General features: G+C 39.7%; 17 protein-coding genes. 14 read left to right on the top strand and 3 right to left on the bottom strand.

All coding sequences use genetic code 11. The annotated features are described in order from the left end of the window. The first annotated feature begins 12 nt into the window (after positions 1 to 12). The 7 genes from ACRYKC_RS07000 to ACRYKC_RS07030 all read left to right on the top strand — a co-directional run bounded on the left by ACRYKC_RS07000 (position 13) and on the right by ACRYKC_RS07030 (position 9,096). Positions 13 to 1,323, top strand: a complete 1,311-nt coding sequence (locus ACRYKC_RS07000; protein ID WP_433806021.1) for a Na+/H+ antiporter family protein — start codon at positions 13 to 15, stop codon at positions 1,321 to 1,323. 85 nt (positions 1,324 to 1,408) lie between these two features. Next, positions 1,409 to 2,191 carry a delta-lactam-biosynthetic de-N-acetylase gene (gene pdaA, locus ACRYKC_RS07005; protein ID WP_433806022.1) on the top strand — a complete coding sequence of 261 codons (783 nt, stop codon included), beginning with the start codon at positions 1,409 to 1,411 and terminating at the stop codon, positions 2,189 to 2,191. Between the two features lie 241 nt (positions 2,192 to 2,432). Next, positions 2,433 to 3,302 (top strand): DNA-3-methyladenine glycosylase family protein, encoded by an 870-nt coding sequence (locus tag ACRYKC_RS07010; protein WP_433806023.1) that lies wholly within the window; start codon positions 2,433 to 2,435, stop codon positions 3,300 to 3,302. Between the two features lie 169 nt (positions 3,303 to 3,471). After that, positions 3,472 to 5,361 carry an ATP-binding protein gene (locus ACRYKC_RS07015; protein WP_433806186.1) on the top strand — a complete coding sequence of 630 codons (1,890 nt, stop codon included), beginning with the start codon at positions 3,472 to 3,474 and terminating at the stop codon, positions 5,359 to 5,361. A gap of 368 nt (positions 5,362 to 5,729) precedes the next feature. Continuing rightward, complete coding sequence (locus ACRYKC_RS07020; RefSeq protein ID WP_433806024.1) at positions 5,730 to 6,578, top strand: YitT family protein; 849 nt, start codon at positions 5,730 to 5,732, stop codon at positions 6,576 to 6,578. Positions 6,579 to 7,035: 457 nt separating this feature from the next. After that, on the top strand, positions 7,036 to 8,610 hold the full coding sequence (mbcS, locus tag ACRYKC_RS07025) for an acyl-CoA synthetase MbcS (RefSeq protein ID WP_433806025.1): 1,575 nt from the start codon (positions 7,036 to 7,038) through the stop codon (positions 8,608 to 8,610). 60 nt (positions 8,611 to 8,670) lie between these two features. After that, positions 8,671 to 9,096: a GNAT family N-acetyltransferase gene (locus ACRYKC_RS07030; protein WP_433806026.1), complete on the top strand. Its 426-nt coding sequence runs from the start codon at positions 8,671 to 8,673 to the stop codon at positions 9,094 to 9,096. 55 nt (positions 9,097 to 9,151) lie between these two features. Here the strand turns inward: ACRYKC_RS07030 and ACRYKC_RS07035 are convergent, their stop codons facing one another. Beyond that, complete coding sequence (locus ACRYKC_RS07035; RefSeq protein ID WP_433806027.1) at positions 9,152 to 9,580, bottom strand: cupin domain-containing protein; 429 nt, start codon at positions 9,578 to 9,580, stop codon at positions 9,152 to 9,154. A gap of 224 nt (positions 9,581 to 9,804) precedes the next feature. On the opposite strand from ACRYKC_RS07035, the gene ACRYKC_RS07040 reads away from it, so the two are divergent. The 3 genes from ACRYKC_RS07040 to ACRYKC_RS07050 all read left to right on the top strand — a co-directional run bounded on the left by ACRYKC_RS07040 (position 9,805) and on the right by ACRYKC_RS07050 (position 12,707). Beyond that, positions 9,805 to 10,227, top strand: a complete 423-nt coding sequence (locus ACRYKC_RS07040) for a hypothetical protein (protein ID WP_433806028.1) — start codon at positions 9,805 to 9,807, stop codon at positions 10,225 to 10,227. Positions 10,228 to 10,461: 234 nt separating this feature from the next. Continuing rightward, positions 10,462 to 10,716 (top strand): hypothetical protein, encoded by a 255-nt coding sequence (locus ACRYKC_RS07045; RefSeq protein WP_085030812.1) that lies wholly within the window; start codon positions 10,462 to 10,464, stop codon positions 10,714 to 10,716. Between the two features lie 371 nt (positions 10,717 to 11,087). Beyond that, complete coding sequence (locus ACRYKC_RS07050) at positions 11,088 to 12,707, top strand: BCCT family transporter (protein ID WP_433806029.1); 1,620 nt, start codon at positions 11,088 to 11,090, stop codon at positions 12,705 to 12,707. A 119-nt stretch (positions 12,708 to 12,826) separates the two neighbouring features. On the opposite strand, the gene ACRYKC_RS07055 is transcribed toward ACRYKC_RS07050, so the two are convergent. After that, positions 12,827 to 13,534, bottom strand: coding sequence for a DUF5694 domain-containing protein (locus ACRYKC_RS07055; protein WP_433806030.1), 708 nt, complete (start codon positions 13,532 to 13,534; stop codon positions 12,827 to 12,829). 81 nt (positions 13,535 to 13,615) lie between these two features. Then, positions 13,616 to 14,530: a TIGR03571 family LLM class oxidoreductase gene (locus tag ACRYKC_RS07060; RefSeq protein WP_433806187.1), complete on the bottom strand. Its 915-nt coding sequence runs from the start codon at positions 14,528 to 14,530 to the stop codon at positions 13,616 to 13,618. 548 nt (positions 14,531 to 15,078) lie between these two features. On the opposite strand from ACRYKC_RS07060, the gene ACRYKC_RS07065 reads away from it, so the two are divergent. The 4 genes from ACRYKC_RS07065 to ACRYKC_RS07080 all read left to right on the top strand — a co-directional run bounded on the left by ACRYKC_RS07065 (position 15,079) and on the right by ACRYKC_RS07080 (position 20,631). Continuing rightward, positions 15,079 to 16,872 carry a PTS mannitol transporter subunit IIBC gene (locus ACRYKC_RS07065; protein WP_433806031.1) on the top strand — a complete coding sequence of 598 codons (1,794 nt, stop codon included), beginning with the start codon at positions 15,079 to 15,081 and terminating at the stop codon, positions 16,870 to 16,872. 82 nt (positions 16,873 to 16,954) lie between these two features. Then, complete coding sequence (locus ACRYKC_RS07070; protein ID WP_433806032.1) at positions 16,955 to 19,048, top strand: BglG family transcription antiterminator; 2,094 nt, start codon at positions 16,955 to 16,957, stop codon at positions 19,046 to 19,048. An 18-nt stretch (positions 19,049 to 19,066) separates the two neighbouring features. Further along, on the top strand, positions 19,067 to 19,504 hold the full coding sequence (locus ACRYKC_RS07075; protein ID WP_433806033.1) for a PTS mannitol transporter subunit IIA: 438 nt from the start codon (positions 19,067 to 19,069) through the stop codon (positions 19,502 to 19,504). Positions 19,505 to 19,506: 2 nt separating this feature from the next. Next, positions 19,507 to 20,631 carry a mannitol-1-phosphate 5-dehydrogenase gene (locus tag ACRYKC_RS07080; protein WP_433806034.1) on the top strand — a complete coding sequence of 375 codons (1,125 nt, stop codon included), beginning with the start codon at positions 19,507 to 19,509 and terminating at the stop codon, positions 20,629 to 20,631. The last annotated feature ends 40 nt before the right edge of the window (positions 20,632 to 20,671 follow it).

Raw genomic sequence — 20,671 nt, forward strand, 5'->3', positions numbered from 1 at the left:
GGGGTATGCAATATGGCATGGGCAGTCGTTATTTCTGTCCTCGTGATGACAATTTTGAGTTTATTACGTGTCAATGTCATCATTGCCATTCTTGCCGCTGGATTAACAGCAGGATTGATGAATGGTGAGTCGCTTATGAGCTCACTGGATATACTAGTTAGTGGTATGGGCAATCAAGCAAGTGTGGCTTTAAGTTATATATTATTAGGGGCTTTTGCTGTAGCAATCAGTTATTCTGGAATTACTTCATTACTCGTCAGTTATCTGTTACGTGTTTTGAAGGATAAACGTACAATGATCGTGTTTGTGATCGCGTTTGTAGCGAGTCTATCTCAAAACGTGATCCCTGTTCACATCGCATTTATTCCCATTTTAATTCCGCCTTTATTAAAATTATTTGATCAAATGAAATTGGATCGTCGTGCGGTAGCTGCCGCCTTAACATTCGGGCTAAAAGCACCATATGTCATGATACCGGTTGGTTTCGGCTTTATTTTCCACGAAACGATTCAAAAAGCAATGGAATCCAATGGTGTAGAAGTTGGCATTGGTTCAATCGCACAGTCCCTTCTAATTCCAGGGTCTGGAATGATTGTAGGGTTAGTGATCGCGATTATGGTTTCCTACCGTAAACCGCGAGAACCAAAAGCGAATACACAGGAAAATGAGCTTGAAGAGACTGGATTCGGTCTAGCCAGCGAAGGGTTTAACCGCAACCATGTATTTACGCTGGCTGCGATTTTAGTTACTTTAATCATTCAAGCGATTTGGTCCAACCTGGTCCTTGCCGCGCTAGCAGGACTCATTATCATGTTTATCTTTCGCGTTGTTCCTTACAAAAAAGGGGATAAAGTTGTCAACGACGGTATTGGCATGATGGGTTTCATTGCTTTTGTCATGCTTGTAGCAGCAGGTTATGCTAACGTCTTAACGGAAACAGAATCTGTATCAGCACTTGTTGAGATCAGTTCAGATTATATCGGAAATAACCAGGCGTTTATTGCCTTTATCCTTCTCTTAGTTGGATTAGTCGTTACAATGGGAATTGGATCTTCCTTTGCGACTGTTCCTATTTTAGCTGCGCTTTTCGTTCCGATATGTGTAAGTGCTGGTTTCTCACCAATGGCAACGGCTGCACTGATCGGTACAGCGGGTGCACTTGGGGACGCAGGCTCCCCAGCATCAGACAGTACTCTAGGGCCAACATCAGGCTTGAATGCAGACGGAAAGCACAACCACATTTGGGATACCTGTGTACCGACATTCCTGCACTATAATATTCCTTTATTCATTTTCGGATGGGCAGCAGCTCTTATCTTATAATTAGGCAAGTGGGGAATTTTCCCACTTGCTCTTTTTTATATTATCTTCTCCTTCACGCATACTAAGAAAAAAGTGAGTGGTACAAATGAAAAAAGCAATGATCGTCTTTATTATCATGGCTTTGCTGGGCCTGATATCACCTATAGTAATGCATGCAGAAGGCTGGGGGTATAAGAAAAGCAATAACGGAGACACTCCGGATGTCGGACGATACGGACCAATGTTGGAAAAACAGGACGGTTTTTATGTAGATGACTCAGGTGATAAAGTCGTTTATTTAACGTTTGATAATGGATATGAGCAAGGATACACAGGGCAGGTGCTTGATGTCTTAAAGGAAAAAAATGTTCCCGCGACCTTTTTTGTCACAGGACATTATATTGAAAGTGCTCCTGACTTATTAAAGCGTATGGTAGATGAAGGACATCTAATTGGAAATCATTCTTGGAGCCACCCTGATTTTACACAAGTTTCAAAACAAAAAATGAAGAAAGAATTGGATCGCGTCCACAATTCGGTTAAGAAAATAACGGGTCAAGAAACGATGACGTTTGTCCGTCCTCCACGAGGAACATTCAACGAGCAGACATTAAAATGGGCGAAAGAGTTCGGGTATACCCATGCGTTTTGGTCGGTCGCATTTAAGGACTGGGAGACGAACAATCAAAAGGGCTGGGAATATGCCTACCGCAGTGTAATCGATCAAGTTCACCCTGGAGCAGTTATTCTTCTTCATTCGGTTTCCCAGGATAACGCAGAGGCTTTGGATCAATTGATTGATGAGCTAAGAAAGAGAGGTTATCATTTCGGAAGCCTGAATGATTTAATGGTGAAAAAACTTCTCCCATATCCCATTTGGAGTCTCTGATAAAAAACCGCTTTTGAAAGCGGTTTTTTTCTTGTGAAATTTGTCGATTTAAGAAGGAACCCCCAGCACATTTAGCGAATGGATGAGAAGAATGTAAACTTCGCCTTAGGAGTGAACGTGTTTATCAAAGACTAATTAAGGAAAACCTCTTAAATAGGAAAGTATACAGTTTTATGATTACACAAAAAAATGTTTAAATATAAAGTTCGGAGAAGTAGTCGTTAAAGGGAGGATTTTTGGTTTGTGGAGAGAAACTTATAAAGCAAATAGTTTTTATGATTTTGATTATACACTTTTGCGATGGAAATTTGATCCATTGAGCCATTTAGACCGAGTGGAGCGATGGGTGGACGTCCCTGTCAAGCTGGAAGGGGAGCAGCATATCGTTCGAGTTCAAAGTTACGGCACAATAACGGAACCTTATTTTGAAGTCATAGGGGATAGTATTGAGTCTAAACCTCAGCTACTTCATCACATTGAGGATCTTTTTCAGTGGGACAAAGATTTAAATAAAGTTCACGAACACTTTCTTGAAACCAATTTGGAACAACTGTTTCTAGCTCATCCAGGTACACCTATAGTCAAAGACTTTCACTTATTTGACTGTCTAATGAAAGTGATTATTCATCAGCAGTTGAACATGAAATTTGCTCATACGCTGAGCACAAGGTTTGTTCATCAATTTGGCACCCAAAAAAATGGCGTTTGGTTTTACCCTACAGCAAGTCAAGTGGCAGAAATTCCATACGATTCTCTGAGGAAACTTCAATTTAGCCAGCGGAAAGCGGAATATGTGGTGGATACATCAAGAAAGATTGTTGAAGGTGAATTGAATTTAGAGGAGTTAGCGAAGCAATCTGACGAAGATGTGATGAAACAGTTAACAAAAGTACGCGGCATCGGTCCTTGGACTGCAGAAAATTGGCTGATGTTCGGATTAGGCAGAGATGATTTATTGCCAAAAGCAGACATTGGTATACAAAATGCTTTGAAGTTCTATTTTCAGTTAGATAATAAACCTACTATGGAACAAATGACGAAATGGAGCCAAGAGTGGAACCCCTACAGAAGCTATGCTTCTTTAACTCTTTGGCGAAGTATAGAAGGATAAGTAAAGAAAGTGTCATATTATTTATAATGAACTCGTAGGATGTAGAAATGAATAAATAATAATTTTACCAATAAATTGTTTGAAAATATTCAAAATTAACCATTATTACGTTATAATAAAACACGTACTGGAAAATATTGAACGGTAAAGGAAAGAGGTCATAATATTGGTGATAAGAGAGAGGTATTCTGACCAAGTTCATAGCGGGGAAATCTTAGATGTTCTAAGTATGAATGGGACTCCAGCATGTTTACTGGATTTGCGTATGCAAAGAGTTACGCTGAATCAGGAAATGCAAGGCACTCTTCACATTGAAGAAGATGATTTGTCTTTTGCAGCGTGGATTCAAGCATTCAACTCTACAGCACAGAGTGGACTTCAGCAAGTTTTACATCGCCTTTTGACTGAAGGGTTACGCGAGACATCAGTTCAGTTGACGGACCAGAATAACTCCCGGAAGTATCACTGTAAATTGGTGCATCTGACGAATGGACAAATCGCCTTTTCATTTAAGCCTCTAGAAGAAACGTTTACTAATCCCAACTATACTAAACGAAGCAGTTATACAAACATTATCGATAAAACAGGACAAACACATTCTTATTCTTTTCGCAGGCCGATCCCTGACGAGTCTAAACAGCGAAGTGCGCAGCTTAGCACACCACAGGACCCTCAACTTAGACAACGTATGTCTGACATTATAGACAAGTTCCCGCATGGGTTAGCTATTATCAATCAAGAATGGGAAATTACCTATGCGAATGCAATGATGGAAAAGGTCACAGGTATCGATTTTGAATATGCCCGTAACGAACGGTTGTGGGATATTTTCCCAATTGATGAGTACTATAATTTCTTTCAGAATTATCTAAGAGCAATGGAAAATAAAGAAACTGTTGAATTTGAAGGGTTTATCAAGGAGACGAGATGCGTTGTCCATGTCACGGTTTACCCTACAGACTTAGGAGTCACCGTATTTCTCCAGGATGTGACTCAATACAAAAAACACCTTCAAGCACTTAAAGATTCCGAAGAACGTTTTGCTATCCTTGCTAATAATATTAAAGACGTTTTTTGGATTGCAGATCCGCATTTTGAGGAGTTTCAATACATCAGTCCCTCTTTTCAAAATATGTTCGGAGTCTCTAGAAGAGATGCACTATCAAATCCGGACTCCCTCGACCAGGTTATCCATGAGGAGGACTTGGAAAAAGTTAAAGTCTCTTTATCTCTGATGAAGAAGCAGCGCCATCAGGTTGAGTACCGCATTAAGACCGTTCAAGGGGAACAGAAGTGGATAAGAACAAGAGGGTTTCCTGTAGAAAATGCTGGAACATTATATGTTTTAGGTATTCATGAAGACATTACTGAATGCAGAGAGATGAATAAGCTAAAAGAAAAATCTCAGCAGCTTTCTACCATTACGCAAATGTCAGCAGGTATTGCTCACGAAATTAAAAATCCACTAACAGCTATTAAAGGATTTTTACAAATTGGTGCTGCCAATCCTGAATTAAGGGATAATTATCAGGAAATCATTTTAGATGAAGTGAACCGTATAGAAGCTATCGTTCAGGATTTTATGATGCTTTCAAAACCTAAGTCATCCATTCAAATGGAAGAGGTCGAAGCGGATGAGGTACTGTCTTATGTCCTGAGACTCCTTGAGCCTGAAGCACAAGACAAAAACGTCTTCCTCAGAAGTGAGAAAATGCATTTGGAAGAGACGATTCTAACAGAACCTAAACGCTTGAATCAGATTCTGATCAATCTAGTGAAGAACGCGATTGATGCGGTGGACGTTGGCGGGGAAGTCGTTGTAAATTCTGAAGTTTTGAGAAATGAGCTAACGCTTTCCGTTAGTGATAATGGTCCCGGATTATCAGCTCAAGAACTTGCTAAAATTGGAGAACCATTCTTTACTACAAAAGAAAAAGGGACCGGTTTAGGCGTGATGGTAACGAAAAAAATTGTTGCTGACTTGAACGGTACAATTTCCTATAAAAGTAAAAAAGGTGAAGGGACCACAGTCACGGTCAAATTACCTCGACAGCCTTGAGATAAATCATTCAATCCGTGAGTCACTGCTAAAGAGCAGTGACTCTTTTTTTGTAGCCCTATTTCTTTTTTCCTATGCCCGGCTAACGATTTTATAGAGGAGAAAATTTGACTCTATGCTCTATTTATCGACAAATTTCTGACAGAGTTTAATATATTTTGTGAAAAATTTAACTATTAAACAGACATCTACCATCTATGAATCTTTCTATTTTTGTGAAAATTGAGGCTTCAATCGCTTACAAAAAATAAATTGTTTTTTTACATGCAAACCTGTTTACAAACGGTTATAAGGGCTCTATAATCCCGATTGTACTAAAAATTTGTTCGACAAAATCTTGCAATTTTTGAACGAAGGAGGTTTTTCTGATGCTTAAGAAATTATGGTCATTTCTATTAATGAATATCGGAGCTCTGGCGGTGGCAGTGAATGTTCATTTCTTTCTATCTCCCAACGATCTAGCTACTGGTGGAGTCAGCGGTCTTTCCATTGTTATGAATAAAGTACTTCCTGATCTATCCTTAGGGTTGATCATGCTTATATTGAACATTATCTTGTTTGTCGTCGGTATTATCTTTTTAGGGTTCCAATTTGGTGCTAAAACGATTTATGCGAGCTTTGCATTATCCTTTATGGTTTGGGGGCTTGAAGCTTATTTTCCTATGCAAGAGGCTTTAAGTAATGACATTCTTATTCAGCTGATTATAGGTCAAATCATCGCAGCCTCCGGTATGGCCATTGTCTTTCATCAGGGAGCCTCTACAGGCGGCACAGATATTATTGCAATGATCCTTCATAAATACTTTTCTGTCGATGTAGGAAAAGGTGTCTTATTCTCTGACATTGCCATTGCTGTGTCTTCCATTTTCATTTTCGGTCCAGCTGTAGGTATGTACGCCTTCTTTGGTGTCATCCTAAACGGATTAGTGATCGATTATACACTGCAGCAATTCGATAATAATAAAGAAATTGTTATCATCAGCCAGGAAAGTGAACAAGTACGGAATTTTATTGTTCATCAATTAGGGCGTGGAGCTACCATCCACCATGCCAAAGGCGCATTTAATCAAGAAGATAAAGAGGTTATCACAACGATCTTGAATCGTAAAGATTATACTCGACTAAAGAGATATATGACAGATGTAGACCGTAGGGCGTTCATAACTGTGCATTCTATGAACGAGATACTTGGTCAAAACTTTAAACGACTCGCTTAGTTTACCTATGATAGGCAGTTTACCCTTGGATGAAATGTACGAATAATGAAGAAAGCCATCAGAATTTACGGATTCTGATGGCTTTTTTCTTATTTCTCTGAGCATATTTGAAAGGTAATGGATCGAACCATATCGAAGTATTGATTAGACCAATTGTAACAAGAGACGCTAAAAAATAATTAAAGTTACTTGTAACAAATGAAACCGACAGGAACAAAAGCAAAATTAGGAATGAGACGTACAATAGGAGATTGGGTAAAGCTTTTGTTCTAAGCATGAGAACACTTCCTAAACGTTTATTTTCTTCATCTTACATGAAGGTTAAATTATCTGTCAATTTACATTATTCAATAGTATTGCCCTTATGAAACAAAAAACATTTAAATTATTTAGAAAATTTGTTATACTTAGTTTGCTACAAACTGAACAGTCGCTCATTTGAAGAGGAGGAATAGTAATGAATCGAGAAGAATTGATTGCTCCCGAAAAGTATAATGTGATGTCTGAAGTAGAAAAGTACATCGGAGATGGGAATCGAAAAGCCCTGTTATGGATGAACGAAGCAGGTGAGCAAGCGGAAGTTACATATGATGAATTAATTAGTGAAGCGAATAAAATTGGAAACGCTTTCTTAGATAGCGGACTTCAAAAAGGTAATAAAGTACTTGTGATGATCCCTCGTTTAATTAAAGCTTATCAAGTATATATTGCCGCTCTGAAAGCAGGATTAGTCGTTATCCCTAGTTCTGAAATGTTGAGAACAAAGGATTTACAGTATCGGATTAACCACGGAGAAGTCAGTGCTGTAGTTAGTTATCATCCTTTTACGGATCAGTTTGAAGGAGTTAAAGAGCTTGAAAGACTGCAAACTTACTCTGTAGGCGGTGCTAAAGAAGGCTGGAAGGATCTTGATGCACTAATGGATGATTATGATGATCGGTTAGAGTTAGCGGACACTTCAAGGGAAGATATGGCGTTTTTATCTTATACTTCTGGCACAACAGGAAATCCAAAAGGGGTCGTTCATACCCACGGTTGGGGTTTCGCCCACTTGAAAACTGCGGCAGATAAATGGCTGGCTATCCAGGATGGAGACACTGTATGGGCTACGGCAGGGCCTGGCTGGCAGAAGTGGATTTGGAGTCCTTTCTTATCTGTATTAGGGACAGGCGCCAAAGGTCTTGTATATCAAGGGAAATTTGATCCTAAGAAATATTTGAGTCTTATGGACGAACACGATGTAAATGTGCTCTGCTGTACACCTACAGAATATCGTTTGATGGCCAAAGTTGATAATCTGGAGGAATACAAACTTACTGGTCTTCATAGTGCTGTTTCTGCTGGAGAACCATTGAACAGAGAAGTGATTGACACTTTCAGAAATCACTTTAATGTTACAGTTAGAGACGGTTATGGACAAACAGAAAATACATTGCTCGTAGGAATAATGAAAGATATGGAGGTACGTCCTGGTTCAATGGGACGTCCGACACCGGGCAATCAAGTGGATATTGTTGATGAAATGGGATCTCCTGTGGAACCTGGAGAAGTAGGAGATATTGCTGTCCACTTAGACACTCCAGCGTTATTTAAAGAGTACTATAAAGATCCAGAACGAACGAAGATGGCGCATCGTGGAAACTATTATGTTACAGGTGATCAAGCAACGAAAGATGAAGACGGTTATTTCTGGTTTGAGGGAAGAAGCGATGATATCATCATCAGTTCAGGCTACACCATCGGTCCATTTGAGGTTGAAGATGCTTTAGTAAAGCACACCGCTGTTCAAGAATGTGCGGTCGTAGCGAGCCCTGATGAAGTAAGAGGCAATATCGTGAAAGCTTTCATCGTGCTTCAGGAGGGCTATCAAGAGAGTGAAGAACTTGTAAAAGAATTACAGAATCATGTAAAAGAACTGACGGCTCCGTATAAATATCCTAGAAAGATTGAATTCATTACTGAACTGCCTAAAACAACATCAGGTAAGATTCGCAGAGTTGAGCTGCGTAAACAAGAAAAAGCAACTAAATAATGAACATTCAAAAACTTGCAGGGAGCGTCTCCCTGTAAGTTCTTTTTAAGGAGAAAGAATATGATCAGAGAAGCAAAATTTAAAGATGTGAAGGATTTATCAAGTCTAATGAATACACTCGGATATCCTTCCTCTGAAGAAGAGATGTCACAGCGGATGAACAATATCCTCTCAAAAAATGATTATATGACCTATGTCTATGAAGAACATGGGGAATGTGCAGGAATGATCGGAATGACTTATAGTGTTGCTTACCACACAGACGCCCCTCATGTGCGCGTAATTGCCTTCGTAGTTGAAGAAAGCAAACAAGGAAGAGGAATAGGGAGATCTTTGATGGAGAAAGCAGAAGCATGGGGGAAAAGTAGAAATGCAAAAACGATCATGTTAAATAGCGGGAACCGTAATGAAAGAAAAGAAACCCACGAAATTTATAAGCACTATGGATTTCATGGCCGAGCTACTGGATTCTATAAAAGCCTATAAAAAGCTGCCTGTACCTAAGTGTGTACAGGCAGCTTGATTTATTGATCTATAGAAGTTAGGAATTCCAGAACTCCATGAGAGGTCCGTGTTTCTCTCCTGTTTTCAAGTCAAACGATTCACCGAATGGATATGCGCCCATGATTTGAAAATCTTCCGTAGCTCCTTCATTTTTATGGCCTACTCCAGCGGGAAGAATCAAAAGATCCCCTTTCTCTACATCTATGGCTTTTCCATTAGGGCCGCCAAGAGTAAGCGTAGCTGCTCCGTTCAGGACAGCCAGTGTTTCGTGAGTTCGACTATGATAGTGGTGATAATGAAACACGTCACCAACCCATGTATTAGACCACTGATGATCATGTAGCAGTTTTTCACAATCCTCAGCGTTTCCTTCTAACACTTTCCGATAAATTAATGCAGGTAAATAAGGGTGGTTGGGGAAATACCCATCATCTTCAAAAACATAACTTTCAAATGTATCGTTCATAACATAATCACCTTCCTCTTTCTTCTCTCTTAAAACATATCCTTGAAAAAAGTCAAATAAACATTTTTTGAATAATTATGAAACTATTCCCACTTTTCGTTCGTATAGTAATGTAGAAGGATTTTATAACTGATTTGTTATAAACTTTAAGCAAATATTATCTATCATTCATTCAATTAATACTTATTTCAGTTGAAATGAAAGAGATTAATGAGGTGGAGAAGATGGGAAAAAAAATGATTTACATTCTTGGGATAGGTTTGATCCTCTTGACTTCGATTATTTACATAGATCAGCGTTACTTTTTTAATCCTGTTGTATTTAGTAAGGATGCCGTAACTCCCTATGATTGGCTGGATTACGAACGGCCTTTAATCATGACCTATGTTGATGTGGATGAGTCTAGAAAGACCACACGAATCGAGGAAGAAAGAGAAATACGTAATATAATTGATGCTCTGAAAGAATCTCCTAAGGCAGAAGCTGTACAGGTATCGAGTGACGTGGAGGGAGCATTGAAGTTATCTAACAGTAGCTCGACCTTGCTGGAAGTGTACATATACGACGATCATTGGAGAGTGTTGAAAGGTGAGAGTCATATTCATAAAATGACGACACATCTTGAAAAGTTGATTAGCCAGTATTAGCTCAGTCCATTAAAATGGGCTGAGTTTTTTGTATTTTATACTTTCTTCAATATAATACCAGTGTTCTTTTTGTAACGGAAACAATCAGATTTTTACAAATAACTCAAAAATGAGTCTTCAGGCTAATGAGGTTTACGTTCGAGAACAATGCTTTTCTTAATAGAAAGATTGAAATATACTATAGTGGGAAAGGATAGTCATGCAAGATCAGCCAACGCTCAGAGGAGTGGAAACATGAATAAATTATTTACTCACATATTCAACATATTAGTCGGAATTTTAATTATAGCTGAAGGTGCCGTGTACATCTTTATGAACAACAAAGATGGAGAGCTCCACTTGCGGAGCATTATTATGACCATCCTGCTGTTCTTAGCCTGGGGAATGTCTTATTGGAAACAACTGAAGAGCGAGAACCCCAGCGCCTGGCTCATTTTTACCATTATTATATTGATTCCCATGATTTTACCTTGGCTTTTCTTTATATAAAAATTGAATAGTATCAAAAGAAGAGAAAGCCGGGAGCAAAGAAATTCCATTGCTCGCGGTTTTTCTTTGTTTTTTGGAAGCTTTACTACTTTTTTGTCGTTTTCAAAGCAAATTGGGCAGATCCCTAGTAATTTGTCGATATATGACAGAATATGCGATTTAATTTATACAATAGATATTATTTCATACTAAATAGGGTATCACCTATACATAGACGATTTGTCCCCTGTCTATACAATTGTTAAAATAACTTTTGTGCATATGGACGCCCTCTGATTTAAATCCTCAATTTTTGCATTTACCTAGAAAAAAAGAACAAACTAAAAAAGTCGTACGTGGAAGAAAGGATGGTTCTAAAATTGAAGACAAAAATGATTGACTGGCCTACGTTTATCGGTGCATTAATCTTACTTTTAGGCGTAACATTACCTTTAATTCTTTTCCCTGATGCAGGAAAGGAATTCGTTTCTCAAGCTAATACGTTTATGACGGGGAATTTTGGAGCGCTTTACATGGTCATGGGAATCGTCATTCTTGCTTTTCTACTCTTTGTTGCCTTTAGTAAAAATGGTTCGATTAAATTAGGTGACGAAGGAGAAAAACCTGAATTCAATACTTTTTCATGGGCAGCGATGTTATTTGCTGCAGGAATTGGTTCTAGTATCCTTTACTGGGGTGTGATTGAGTGGGCTTACTATTACCAAGGACCACCATTCGGATTGACTCCAGAATCTAAAGAGGCTATTCGTTGGTCAACTGCATACGGAATATTCCACTGGGGACCGATTGCCTGGGCAATTTATACATTACCGGCACTGCCGATTGCGTATTTCTATTATGTTCGAAAAAAACCAGTACTTAAAGTCAGTGAAGCAGTTCGGCCTGTACTTGGTAAATCGGTAGACGGTCCATTAGGAAACATAATTGATGTACTCTTTATGTTCGGTTTATTAGGCGGAGCTGGAACGACGCTAGCTCTTGGTACTCCAATGATTGCAGAGGGCGTTAAGGACCTGACAGGTCTACCGGCAAACTTAGGAATGAAAGCAGTGATCATGCTTCTATGTACATTGATCTTTGCTATAAGTGCTTATTCCGGGCTAAAACGGGGGATCAAAGTACTCAGTGATATCAATATTTGGCTGGCCCTGTTTATTCTTGCTTTCGTCTTCGTGTTTGGGCCAACTTTATTCATCAGCGAGACTACAATCAATGGTCTTGGAATCATGGCTGATAATTTCTTTAAGATGGCAACGTGGATGGAGCCATTCGGTAATTTTGCAGAATTTGAACAGACGAATTTCCCAGAATCCTGGACGATCTTCTACTGGGCATGGTGGCTTGTTTATGCTCCGTTTGTTGGATTATTCGTTGCGAGGATTTCAAGAGGCCGTACGATTCGTCAGATGATTTTAGGTACGATCATTTATGGTACGGTTGGATGTGTATTGTTCTTTGGTATTATGGGGAACTTCGGCCTGTACCTGCAGCTTACTGGTGAATTTGATGTTATTTCATTTATGAATGATAACGGGGCACCCGCTACAATTATTGAAATCATTAACCAGTTGCCGCTTGCCAAATTCATGATTCTAGTCTTTACTGTTCTAGCAATCATTTTCTTGGCGACGACATTCGATTCTTCTTCCTACATTCTTGCCTCTGTTGTGCAAAAGAAGGTAGAAGGCGAACCACTCCGCTGGAACCGTCTGTTCTGGGCATTTGCGCTATGCTTAATGCCTTTAGCACTCATGTTCCTAGGTGGTCTAGACACCTTGCAAACGGCGAGTATCGTAGGTGGCTTTCCGTTAATCTTTATTATGTTCTTACTAGCGTGGTCATTTATGAAAGCTTCCAATACAGATATAAGAGCTTCAGATGATTATGAGCCAAGTACGATTCATATTGAACGCTGGAAAAACCGTAAAGGGAAAAAGAGAAAGCGTTCTGCGCTTGAAGTTTTAGAAGAAAAAGATACGGATGATAAATAATGAATGGAAAGAGACCTTCACTTTTATGAAGGTCTCTTTTTTGTGAACTCATAAGTTTGTTAGTTACGTTATTAAAAAAGTAAAGGAGCATCGGTCACTTTCGTAAGAATGGACAGCGATTATTCTGGTTTTTGCAAATATGGGAGAACGGACTCAAGTTCAAAGTCACCACTGTCTTTTAAAAAACGTTCAAGAAGGTGGAGGTGATCGCCTCCAACTAATACGAGAACACGATCTTTAGAATTAGCCAGCCTCGCAATATTTGCAGCCATTGCCAAATCTCTTTTGTGCCATTGGGTGAGCCAGCTTACTCCGACCTGATGCTGGCGGTCACCAACCCGGCTGAGTTTCATATAAACCCTCTGTAATTCCTGACTGTACTGGGGATCGTTCAAGTACTGAAGAGTGCTATACACATCTACTTCGTTTACAAAGGTTTGAAGACTACTCTGCACTTTCAAAATCTCTTGAAAAAGAGCTGGCTGATGCTCTTTTGTCCATTCAAACACCTGCTCAAGAGAAGGGGAGGACATATCAACAATTTCATCAACGGGATAAACCTTAGGATGATCAAAGTGAGAAGCTAATCGAAAAGCGAACTGCTCTACTTCATCATAAGCGGGCACTAAATTCCCGTTTAGAAACTCCTTATATTTTCGATCAAGCTCCTCTTCAATGAAGAATGATTTCTCTACAGCAATCTTTGTCGGTTTGAAGTCTTTTAAATGATGGACTATGCTCTGAATCTGATCCTGGTATTCATTAATTTTATTAGGGTCCATAGCCATATGGAAAGTTCCCATAAGCAAAATGACAGCCTTACTCATATGTATCTCTTCCTTTGTTGGATATTTTCCCCACCTCAGGTCATTCAATATCTGGATGACCTGAGGTGGGATCGGTTTCAATTAAAACGAGAAGTGGGGGAGCACTTCTTCTCCTAGTTCTTGCATGATTTCTGTTACCGGCCGCTTATTTTTGGAGAGCCCCAACATTATGTGGTTAACTCCGATACCTCGATAGTTATCAAGTAGCTCAATTAAAGGTTTTCTCCCGATTCGATAGCCGGCTGGGATTTTTTCAGCCTGATGATCAGGGTTTTCAGTCAACTCCAGAGGGAGCGGCATGAAGAAAGGACGGAAGACGTTTCCGTGATATTGCTTCACTTTCTCCCGGTACTCTTGGATTGTTTTCTCTTGCTGTTCAGGTCGTTGTGGATAAAACATCCATCCATCACCATGTTCAGCTACCCAATCTAAAGTTTGCTGGCAATATCCCGTCATAAATGTCGGTATTCTTAAGGTCGGTTTTGGCACAAGGTTAGACTTGTGTAGCTTTCCAAAATCGGATTCCACTTCTGGATATTCACGGTAGAGCGCATGCTTAAAATAAGCGAATGCTTTTCTGAACCATTCGCTTCGCTCCATAATGGGAATGCCTAGTCCCTCAAAATCTTTCCGTCGATCACCTGAGGATATGCCGAGCATAATCCGCTCAGGAAACAGAAGCTCGATACTTGCCAGTTCTTTGGCCGTACGTAATGGATGACGTAAAGGCATGACAAGGGCTGCCGTGCCTAATTGAATCTCCGATGTATGAGAAGCTAAATATGTTAAGTAAATCAGACTATCGTAGATCTGCCCTGTCGCTGGATCTTCAAAAGTAGGATCTTCTAAAACCACATCTTGCAGCCATAACGATTGAAAACCGAGTTCTTCAGCTAGCTGAGCCCGTTCAACTTGATGTTTCATCGTTGGTGTCTCTTTATCGTAATTTTCGATCGGTATGGTGAGACCGAAGGAAAGGTGATTTTCTCTAAACATGATCTGATATCCTTTATGATTCTCAAACAAACGGTTTCCTCCTAAATAAAATTGATACCTCCTATTATAATGACGACAAACAAGAACTTCTAACCATAGGATTCTCCCCAAACAAAAAAGGCCATTCAAGAAGCTTGAAAGGCCTTTGGTTATTAATTAAAGTATATAAATTGCAAGGTAGAGGACTCCTGTTAAGAAAGCAGAACCTCCTGCCACACTAATGATTTCAGTAACATCATACTCAATTCGTTTTTTCATAATGAAATCCTCCTAAAATATCATAATTGGGTAAATAAAATAGCTAATAATTTCCTTTTCTACCTATATAGACGAATGAATAGTCAGAAAGGTTTCATTTATATTACAAAAATGTATCAATTTTATTTCGCGTCTGGCAAGTTTCTTCTATTAGAATTGTCTCAATTTAAAAATGTCAACAATGCTTCTGACAAACATGCATTTAGATTTCATTGAATCCACACTTGTAACCGCTTTAAAATTAACTTACAGACAAAAACAAAACGAAAGAGACGAAGGAGGAATTTTACATGGCTAATGAGAAATCCGGTGTAAGAGCCAGAGTTCAGAAGTTCGGTAGTTTTCTCAGTAGTATGATTATGCCGAACATTGCCGCGTTTATTGCTTGGGGAATTATCACCGCTCTATTTATTCCAGATGGATGGTTACCGAATGAAAACCTTGCCGGTATGGTAGGGCCAATGATCACGTATCTATTGCCATTATTAATTGCTTTTACAGGTGGACGTTTGATTCATGGATTACGTGGAGGAGTTGTTGCTGCGACTGCTACCATGGGTGTTATTGTCGGTTCACCGGATACACCGATGTTCCTTGGCGCGATGGTCGCTGGTCCGATCGCTGGTTATTTAATGAAAAAAGTAGACGAAGCGCTCGAAGGAAAAGTTCGCCAGGGCTTTGAAATGCTTGTTAATAACTTCTCAGCAGGGATTCTGGGAGCAGTATTAGCTATTCTTGCTTTTTACACGTTAAGTCCGCTGTTCTCAAGTATTACCGATCTTCTCGGTGTTGGGGTCGATGTCTTAATCTCTGCTGGCTTATTGCCTTTAGCAAACTTATTTATCGAACCTGCCAAAGTGGTGTTTCTAAACAATGCCATCAACCACGGCATCTTAACACCTCTTGGTACAGAACAATCAGTAGAAACAGGAAAGTCGATTCTGTTCTTACTTGAAGCAAACCCTGGTCCTGGATTTGGTGTCTTACTTGCCTTTATGTTCTTTGGAAAAGGAACGTCTCAACAAACGGCTCCAGGTGCAGCGGTTATTCAGTTCCTTGGTGGTATTCATGAAATTTACTTCCCGTATATCTTATCTAAGCCTTTAGTTATCCTTGGTGCCATAGCTGGCGGTGTTTCAGGTACAGCAACCTTTGCGTTCTTTAACGCAGGACTGACAGCAGCTGCTTCACCTGGAAGTATCATTGCAGTATTAGGTATGACACCAAGAGGAAGCTATCTTGGAGTAATAGCAGGTGTAGTCGTAGCTGCAACAGTATCATTCATCGTATCCTCCATTATTTTGAAAGCGAGTAAAGACGAAGGCGATGGGGATATGGAAGAAGCGACAGCTAAGATGGAAGGTATGAAAGGGAAGAAGAGTCGAGTATCTGACCAATTATCAGGTAGACAAGAAACGAAAGCTACAAATGAAACTAGCAACACAGAAAAAGTTCCTGAACTCGACTACTCCAAAGTTGATAAAATCATTTTTGCGTGTGACGCAGGGATGGGCTCAAGCGCAATGGGCGCCTCTTTACTGAAAAATAAATTCAAAAAAGCTGACCTTACTATTGAGGTTACCAACATGGCAATCAATGACTTACCTCAGGATGTGGATGTAGTCATTACGCACAAAGATTTAACAGAACGTGCGATGCAAAAGGTGCCTAATGCTAAACACATTTCTGTAGAGAATTTCCTGAATAGCCCTAAATATGATGAGTTGGTTGCAGAATTAACGAATGACTCAAGTGAAAATGAGGAAGATGTAAATACAGAAGAGATTCCAACTATAAATCATTCCAAAGTTGATAAAATCATTTTTGCTTGCGATGCAGGGATGGGCTCAAGCGCAATGGGAGCTTCCTTACTAAAAAATAAATTCAAAAAATCAAATATTGATATTAATGTCACGAACATGGCGATCAATGACTTACCTCAGGATGTGGATGTAGTCATTACACACAAAGATTTAACAGAACGTGCGATGCAAAAAGTACCAAACGCTCATCACATTTCCGTAGAAAACTTCTTAAACAGTCCTAAATATGATGAACTGGTAGAAGAACTAAAGAACGGTTAATCCATTACCAGAAAAGAGTCAGCTCAGACTCTTTTCTGGCTATCTCTTGAGTCTTAGCTTTGAAAAGAAGGGAGGGAACTACGTGTATATATCAGCAAGAGAAAGAAAAGTCATCCAGATGCTGCTCGAAGCCCATCAGGATCTACCTGTGAAAGAGGTCGCAGATGCCCTTGATGTCAGTACTCGGACAGTTCACCGTGACTTGAAGGGCGTGGAATCTATATTAAGCAATCATGGCTTGACGCTTCAGAAAAAATCAGGAAGCGGACTGGCTATTCTCGGTAAAGAGGAAGATCAAGAAGCCTTGAAGGCAGCGATTTATGATCATGATTTGTTGGATTACACACCTGAAGAAAGACAAGTATTGATTCTTTCCCGACTGCTTGAGGTAAAAGAACCTGTAAAGCTGCTCACTTTTGCGAATGAATTAGGGGTAACTGTTGCAACAACCAGTCATGATCTAGACAAAATTGAAGAAGTACTTGATAGTTTTCAGCTTCAACTGATTCGAAAACGTGGGTATGGCGTTGAGGTTCAGGGAGAAGAAACCAATATTAGAGAAGCGATTCGGTTTATTATTATGCAACATATGGACGAACACGACTTTTTGCGTCTGCTTCGAAACAATATTCAGGCGGACTCTCCTATGCTGGATTCCGTATCCGATCACCTTCTTGGTCTTGTGAACAAGGAGAAAATTTCATTGATTGAACAGACCGTAGATTCTATTCGTGGAGAACTGACCTATCCTTTGGCAGATAGTGCTTACATTGGATTGGTTATTCACCTCGCCCTTGCGATTGAACGGCTTCAGCAGGGGGAATTCATACAAATGGAAAATGAATACCTTTCAGATTTAAAAGGTACGCATGAGTTTGAAACAGCAGAAAAGCTCATAGAAAAACTTGAGCAGCAATTTGATCTAGACATTCCTGAAGCTGAAACCGGATATATTACGATGCACTTAATGGGAGCTAAAGTAAGGTATAACGAAGATTTTATCCTTGAAGATAGCAGTTTAAGTGTAGCTTTCAAGGCCAAGCAAATAATTGAATTTGTTTCGAATGCCATTCAGAGAAATTTGCACGAATCTCAACAACTGCTCAACGACCTTGTCGTTCATCTAAAGCCGAGTCTTTACCGAATTCAACAAGGGATGGATATTTCTAATCCATTAATGGAACAGATTGAAGAAGATTACCCTGAACTTTTTACCGTTTTAGAAAGAGCAGTAAAGCATGTATTCCCTTCCTTGAAATTTCCTAAAGAGGAAACAGCTTTTCTCGTTATGCATTTTGCCAGCTCTTTATTGAACATGGAAGGAGTCAGAGGACTGAGGGTGTTAGTTGTTTGTTCGAGCGGAATCGGAACAGCAAAAATCTTATCAGCTAAGCTTCAGCGTCAATTTCAGGAAATTGAAGAAGTTGACCATCAGTCGCTCTTTGATTTGAAAGAACTTGAATTAACCGATTATGATCTGATTGTTTCAACGATTCCACTTGAAAAAGTTGAAGACTTTGTACTTGTAAATCCGATGCTGCCAACCGCAGATGTTCATCGACTCCAGCATAGAATCAGGAAAGTCAAGATCATGGAGACATTGAAGACGGTTAATCACTCCAACTCTGCACCGATCGAAGATGAAACACTCCAAACAATTCAAGATTCCGTAAGCAGTGTCCAGCGATACGCCACGATGGTCAGTCAAATCCTGAATAGGCTTTATGTATTGAACAGCTCATTGCAGGATAAAAAAGGGATTTTAGACGAAGCTTGTCAGCAGCTCGTTACTGAAGGTGCATTAAAGGGTACGGAGTCTATCACGAAATATTTACTTGATAGAGAAAAGGTTGGTGGCCTTGGGATTCCGGATACCGGGCTAGCTCTCTACCACACACGTCAGGATTATATTCCTGTGCCTTCTTTTACAGTGATCCTGCTTGACGGACCCTTATCTATTCAGGGCATGGATGGCGAGCCAATGGAATCAAATGTATTTATTTTAATGCTCGCTCCGAGGGATATAAGTAAAGAAGGGCTTGAAGTATTAAGTTTCCTAAGTACTTTACTCATTGAGGATCCTGTCAGTACCGAAACATTTCAATCAAGAGATGAAGGCCTCATAAAAAAATATGTGTCCAATCAGATTCATCAGTTTTTTAAAAAGAAATTATAAAAGAAGAGGAGAATAAATATGTCTGAAAATATTTTAACGGCAAAAACAATTGAAATGAAGCAGAGTTTTGATTCAAAAGAGGATGCGATCCAATATACAGGTGCACTTCTCCGTGACAATGGATATGTGAATGAAGAATACATCGATCAGATGCTTGAGCGAGAGAAAGTCACTTCAACCTTTATGGGGAATTATGTAGCGATCCCACATGGAACAGAGGATGCGAAAAAAGCTGTCCTTGAGACTGGCATTGCTGTAGTGACTGTTCCAGAAGGTGTGGAATTCGGTAATGGGAACATTGTTAAATTGCTTATCGGGATTGCTGGAAAAGGGGATGAACATTTAGAAATCCTTTCTAAAATCGCAATTGTATGTTCAGAGGAAGAGAACATTGATACGATTTTGAATGCAAACTCTAAAGAAGAAATCATCAGTATTTTCAACGAGGTGAATTAATGATGAAGGCTGTTCATTTTGGAGCCGGAAATATTGGGAGAGGATTTATAGGTGCACTCCTGTCTCAATCAAATTATGAAACCATTTTTGTTGATGTTAATGCTGAACTCATTAATGAATTGAATAATAAAGGGGCTTATCGCGTTGAACTTGCTGGTACGGATGATTACATTGATGTAACCAACGTATCAGGATTAAACAGCCTTGAAGATGAAGCAAAAGTTATCGAAGCCATTGCTGAGGCAGAAGTCATCACAACGGCCGTTGGTCCGAATGTTTTGCCAATGATCGCCCCTGTGCTAGCTAAAGGATTGTTGGAGAAGAAGAGCACCGCTATTGTTATTGCGTGCGAGAATATGGTCGGGGGTACGGAAATACTCAAAAACCACGTAGTTGAAAACTTAGATGAAAAGCAAAATGAATGGATTTCTGATAGGATTAGTTTTCCGAATGCTGCAGTTGATCGAATTGTTCCGAATCAAAATCAAAAAGATCCTCTGAGTGTAATGGTAGAGCCTTACTATGAGTGGGTGGTGGAGACGTCATCGGTTAATAGCGAACTCCCTGACATTCAAGGCATTACTTACGTTGATGATCTGACCCCTTACATTGAAAGAAAACTGTTTACGGTTAATACCGGACATGCTGTAGCGGCCTATCTTGGAAAATATAATGACTATCTTACTATTAAAGAAGCTATGAATGATTCCAAGATCAAAAATAAAATTCAAGGCGCTCTAGGTGAGTCCGGTGGAGTCCTAATCGAGAAATATGGCTTTAATCCTGATGAACACCAGGACTACATTGATACAATTATCAGCAGATTTGAAAACCCTGACTTGTCCGATGAAGTCACACGTGTAGGACGTGGACCGATTCGAAAATTGGGACCTAAAGATCGTCTTGTGCGTCCTGCGCTAGAATTTATTCGACTGAAAAAAGAGGAACCTGCTCACCTGGCCGAAGTGATTGCAGCTGCATTGGATTATAAGAATGATGCGGATCCAGAAGCGGTCGAACTCCAGGAATTGATCAGTAAAAAAGGAAAAGTCGGTGCTTTTTGTGAAATAGCAGATTTAGACAAGGACCATCAACTTGTCCAAGCAGTAGAAAAGCACCTTGGCTAAAAGACAAAACCCCTGTTTCGATAAGAAACAGGGGTTATTG

This window comes from Halobacillus sp. A1-3, from assembly GCF_050971765.1.
Taxonomy (GTDB): Bacteria; Bacillota; Bacilli; order Bacillales; family Halobacillaceae; genus Halobacillus; species Halobacillus mangrovi_B.

Excerpts from the sequence above, each read along its gene's own strand:
- ACRYKC_RS07030 (WP_433806026.1), top strand. The coding sequence starts at position 8,671 with ATGATCAGAGAAGCAAAATTTAAAGATGTGAAGGATTTATCAAGTCTA.
- ACRYKC_RS07055 (WP_433806030.1), bottom strand. The coding sequence starts at position 13,534 with ATGAGTAAGGCTGTCATTTTGCTTATGGGAACTTTCCATATGGCTATG.
- mbcS (WP_433806025.1), top strand. The coding sequence starts at position 7,036 with ATGAATCGAGAAGAATTGATTGCTCCCGAAAAGTATAATGTGATGTCT.
- ACRYKC_RS07020 (WP_433806024.1), top strand. The coding sequence starts at position 5,730 with ATGCTTAAGAAATTATGGTCATTTCTATTAATGAATATCGGAGCTCTG.
- ACRYKC_RS07065 (WP_433806031.1), top strand. The coding sequence starts at position 15,079 with ATGGCTAATGAGAAATCCGGTGTAAGAGCCAGAGTTCAGAAGTTCGGT.
- ACRYKC_RS07035 (WP_433806027.1), bottom strand. The coding sequence starts at position 9,580 with ATGAACGATACATTTGAAAGTTATGTTTTTGAAGATGATGGGTATTTC.
- ACRYKC_RS07000 (WP_433806021.1), top strand. The coding sequence starts at position 13 with ATGGCATGGGCAGTCGTTATTTCTGTCCTCGTGATGACAATTTTGAGT.
- ACRYKC_RS07060 (WP_433806187.1), bottom strand. The coding sequence starts at position 14,530 with ATGTTTAGAGAAAATCACCTTTCCTTCGGTCTCACCATACCGATCGAA.
- pdaA (WP_433806022.1), top strand. The coding sequence starts at position 1,409 with ATGAAAAAAGCAATGATCGTCTTTATTATCATGGCTTTGCTGGGCCTG.
- ACRYKC_RS07050 (WP_433806029.1), top strand. The coding sequence starts at position 11,088 with ATGATTGACTGGCCTACGTTTATCGGTGCATTAATCTTACTTTTAGGC.
- ACRYKC_RS07040 (WP_433806028.1), top strand. The coding sequence starts at position 9,805 with ATGGGAAAAAAAATGATTTACATTCTTGGGATAGGTTTGATCCTCTTG.
- ACRYKC_RS07080 (WP_433806034.1), top strand. The coding sequence starts at position 19,507 with ATGAAGGCTGTTCATTTTGGAGCCGGAAATATTGGGAGAGGATTTATA.
- ACRYKC_RS07075 (WP_433806033.1), top strand. The coding sequence starts at position 19,067 with ATGTCTGAAAATATTTTAACGGCAAAAACAATTGAAATGAAGCAGAGT.
- ACRYKC_RS07045 (WP_085030812.1), top strand. The coding sequence starts at position 10,462 with ATGAATAAATTATTTACTCACATATTCAACATATTAGTCGGAATTTTA.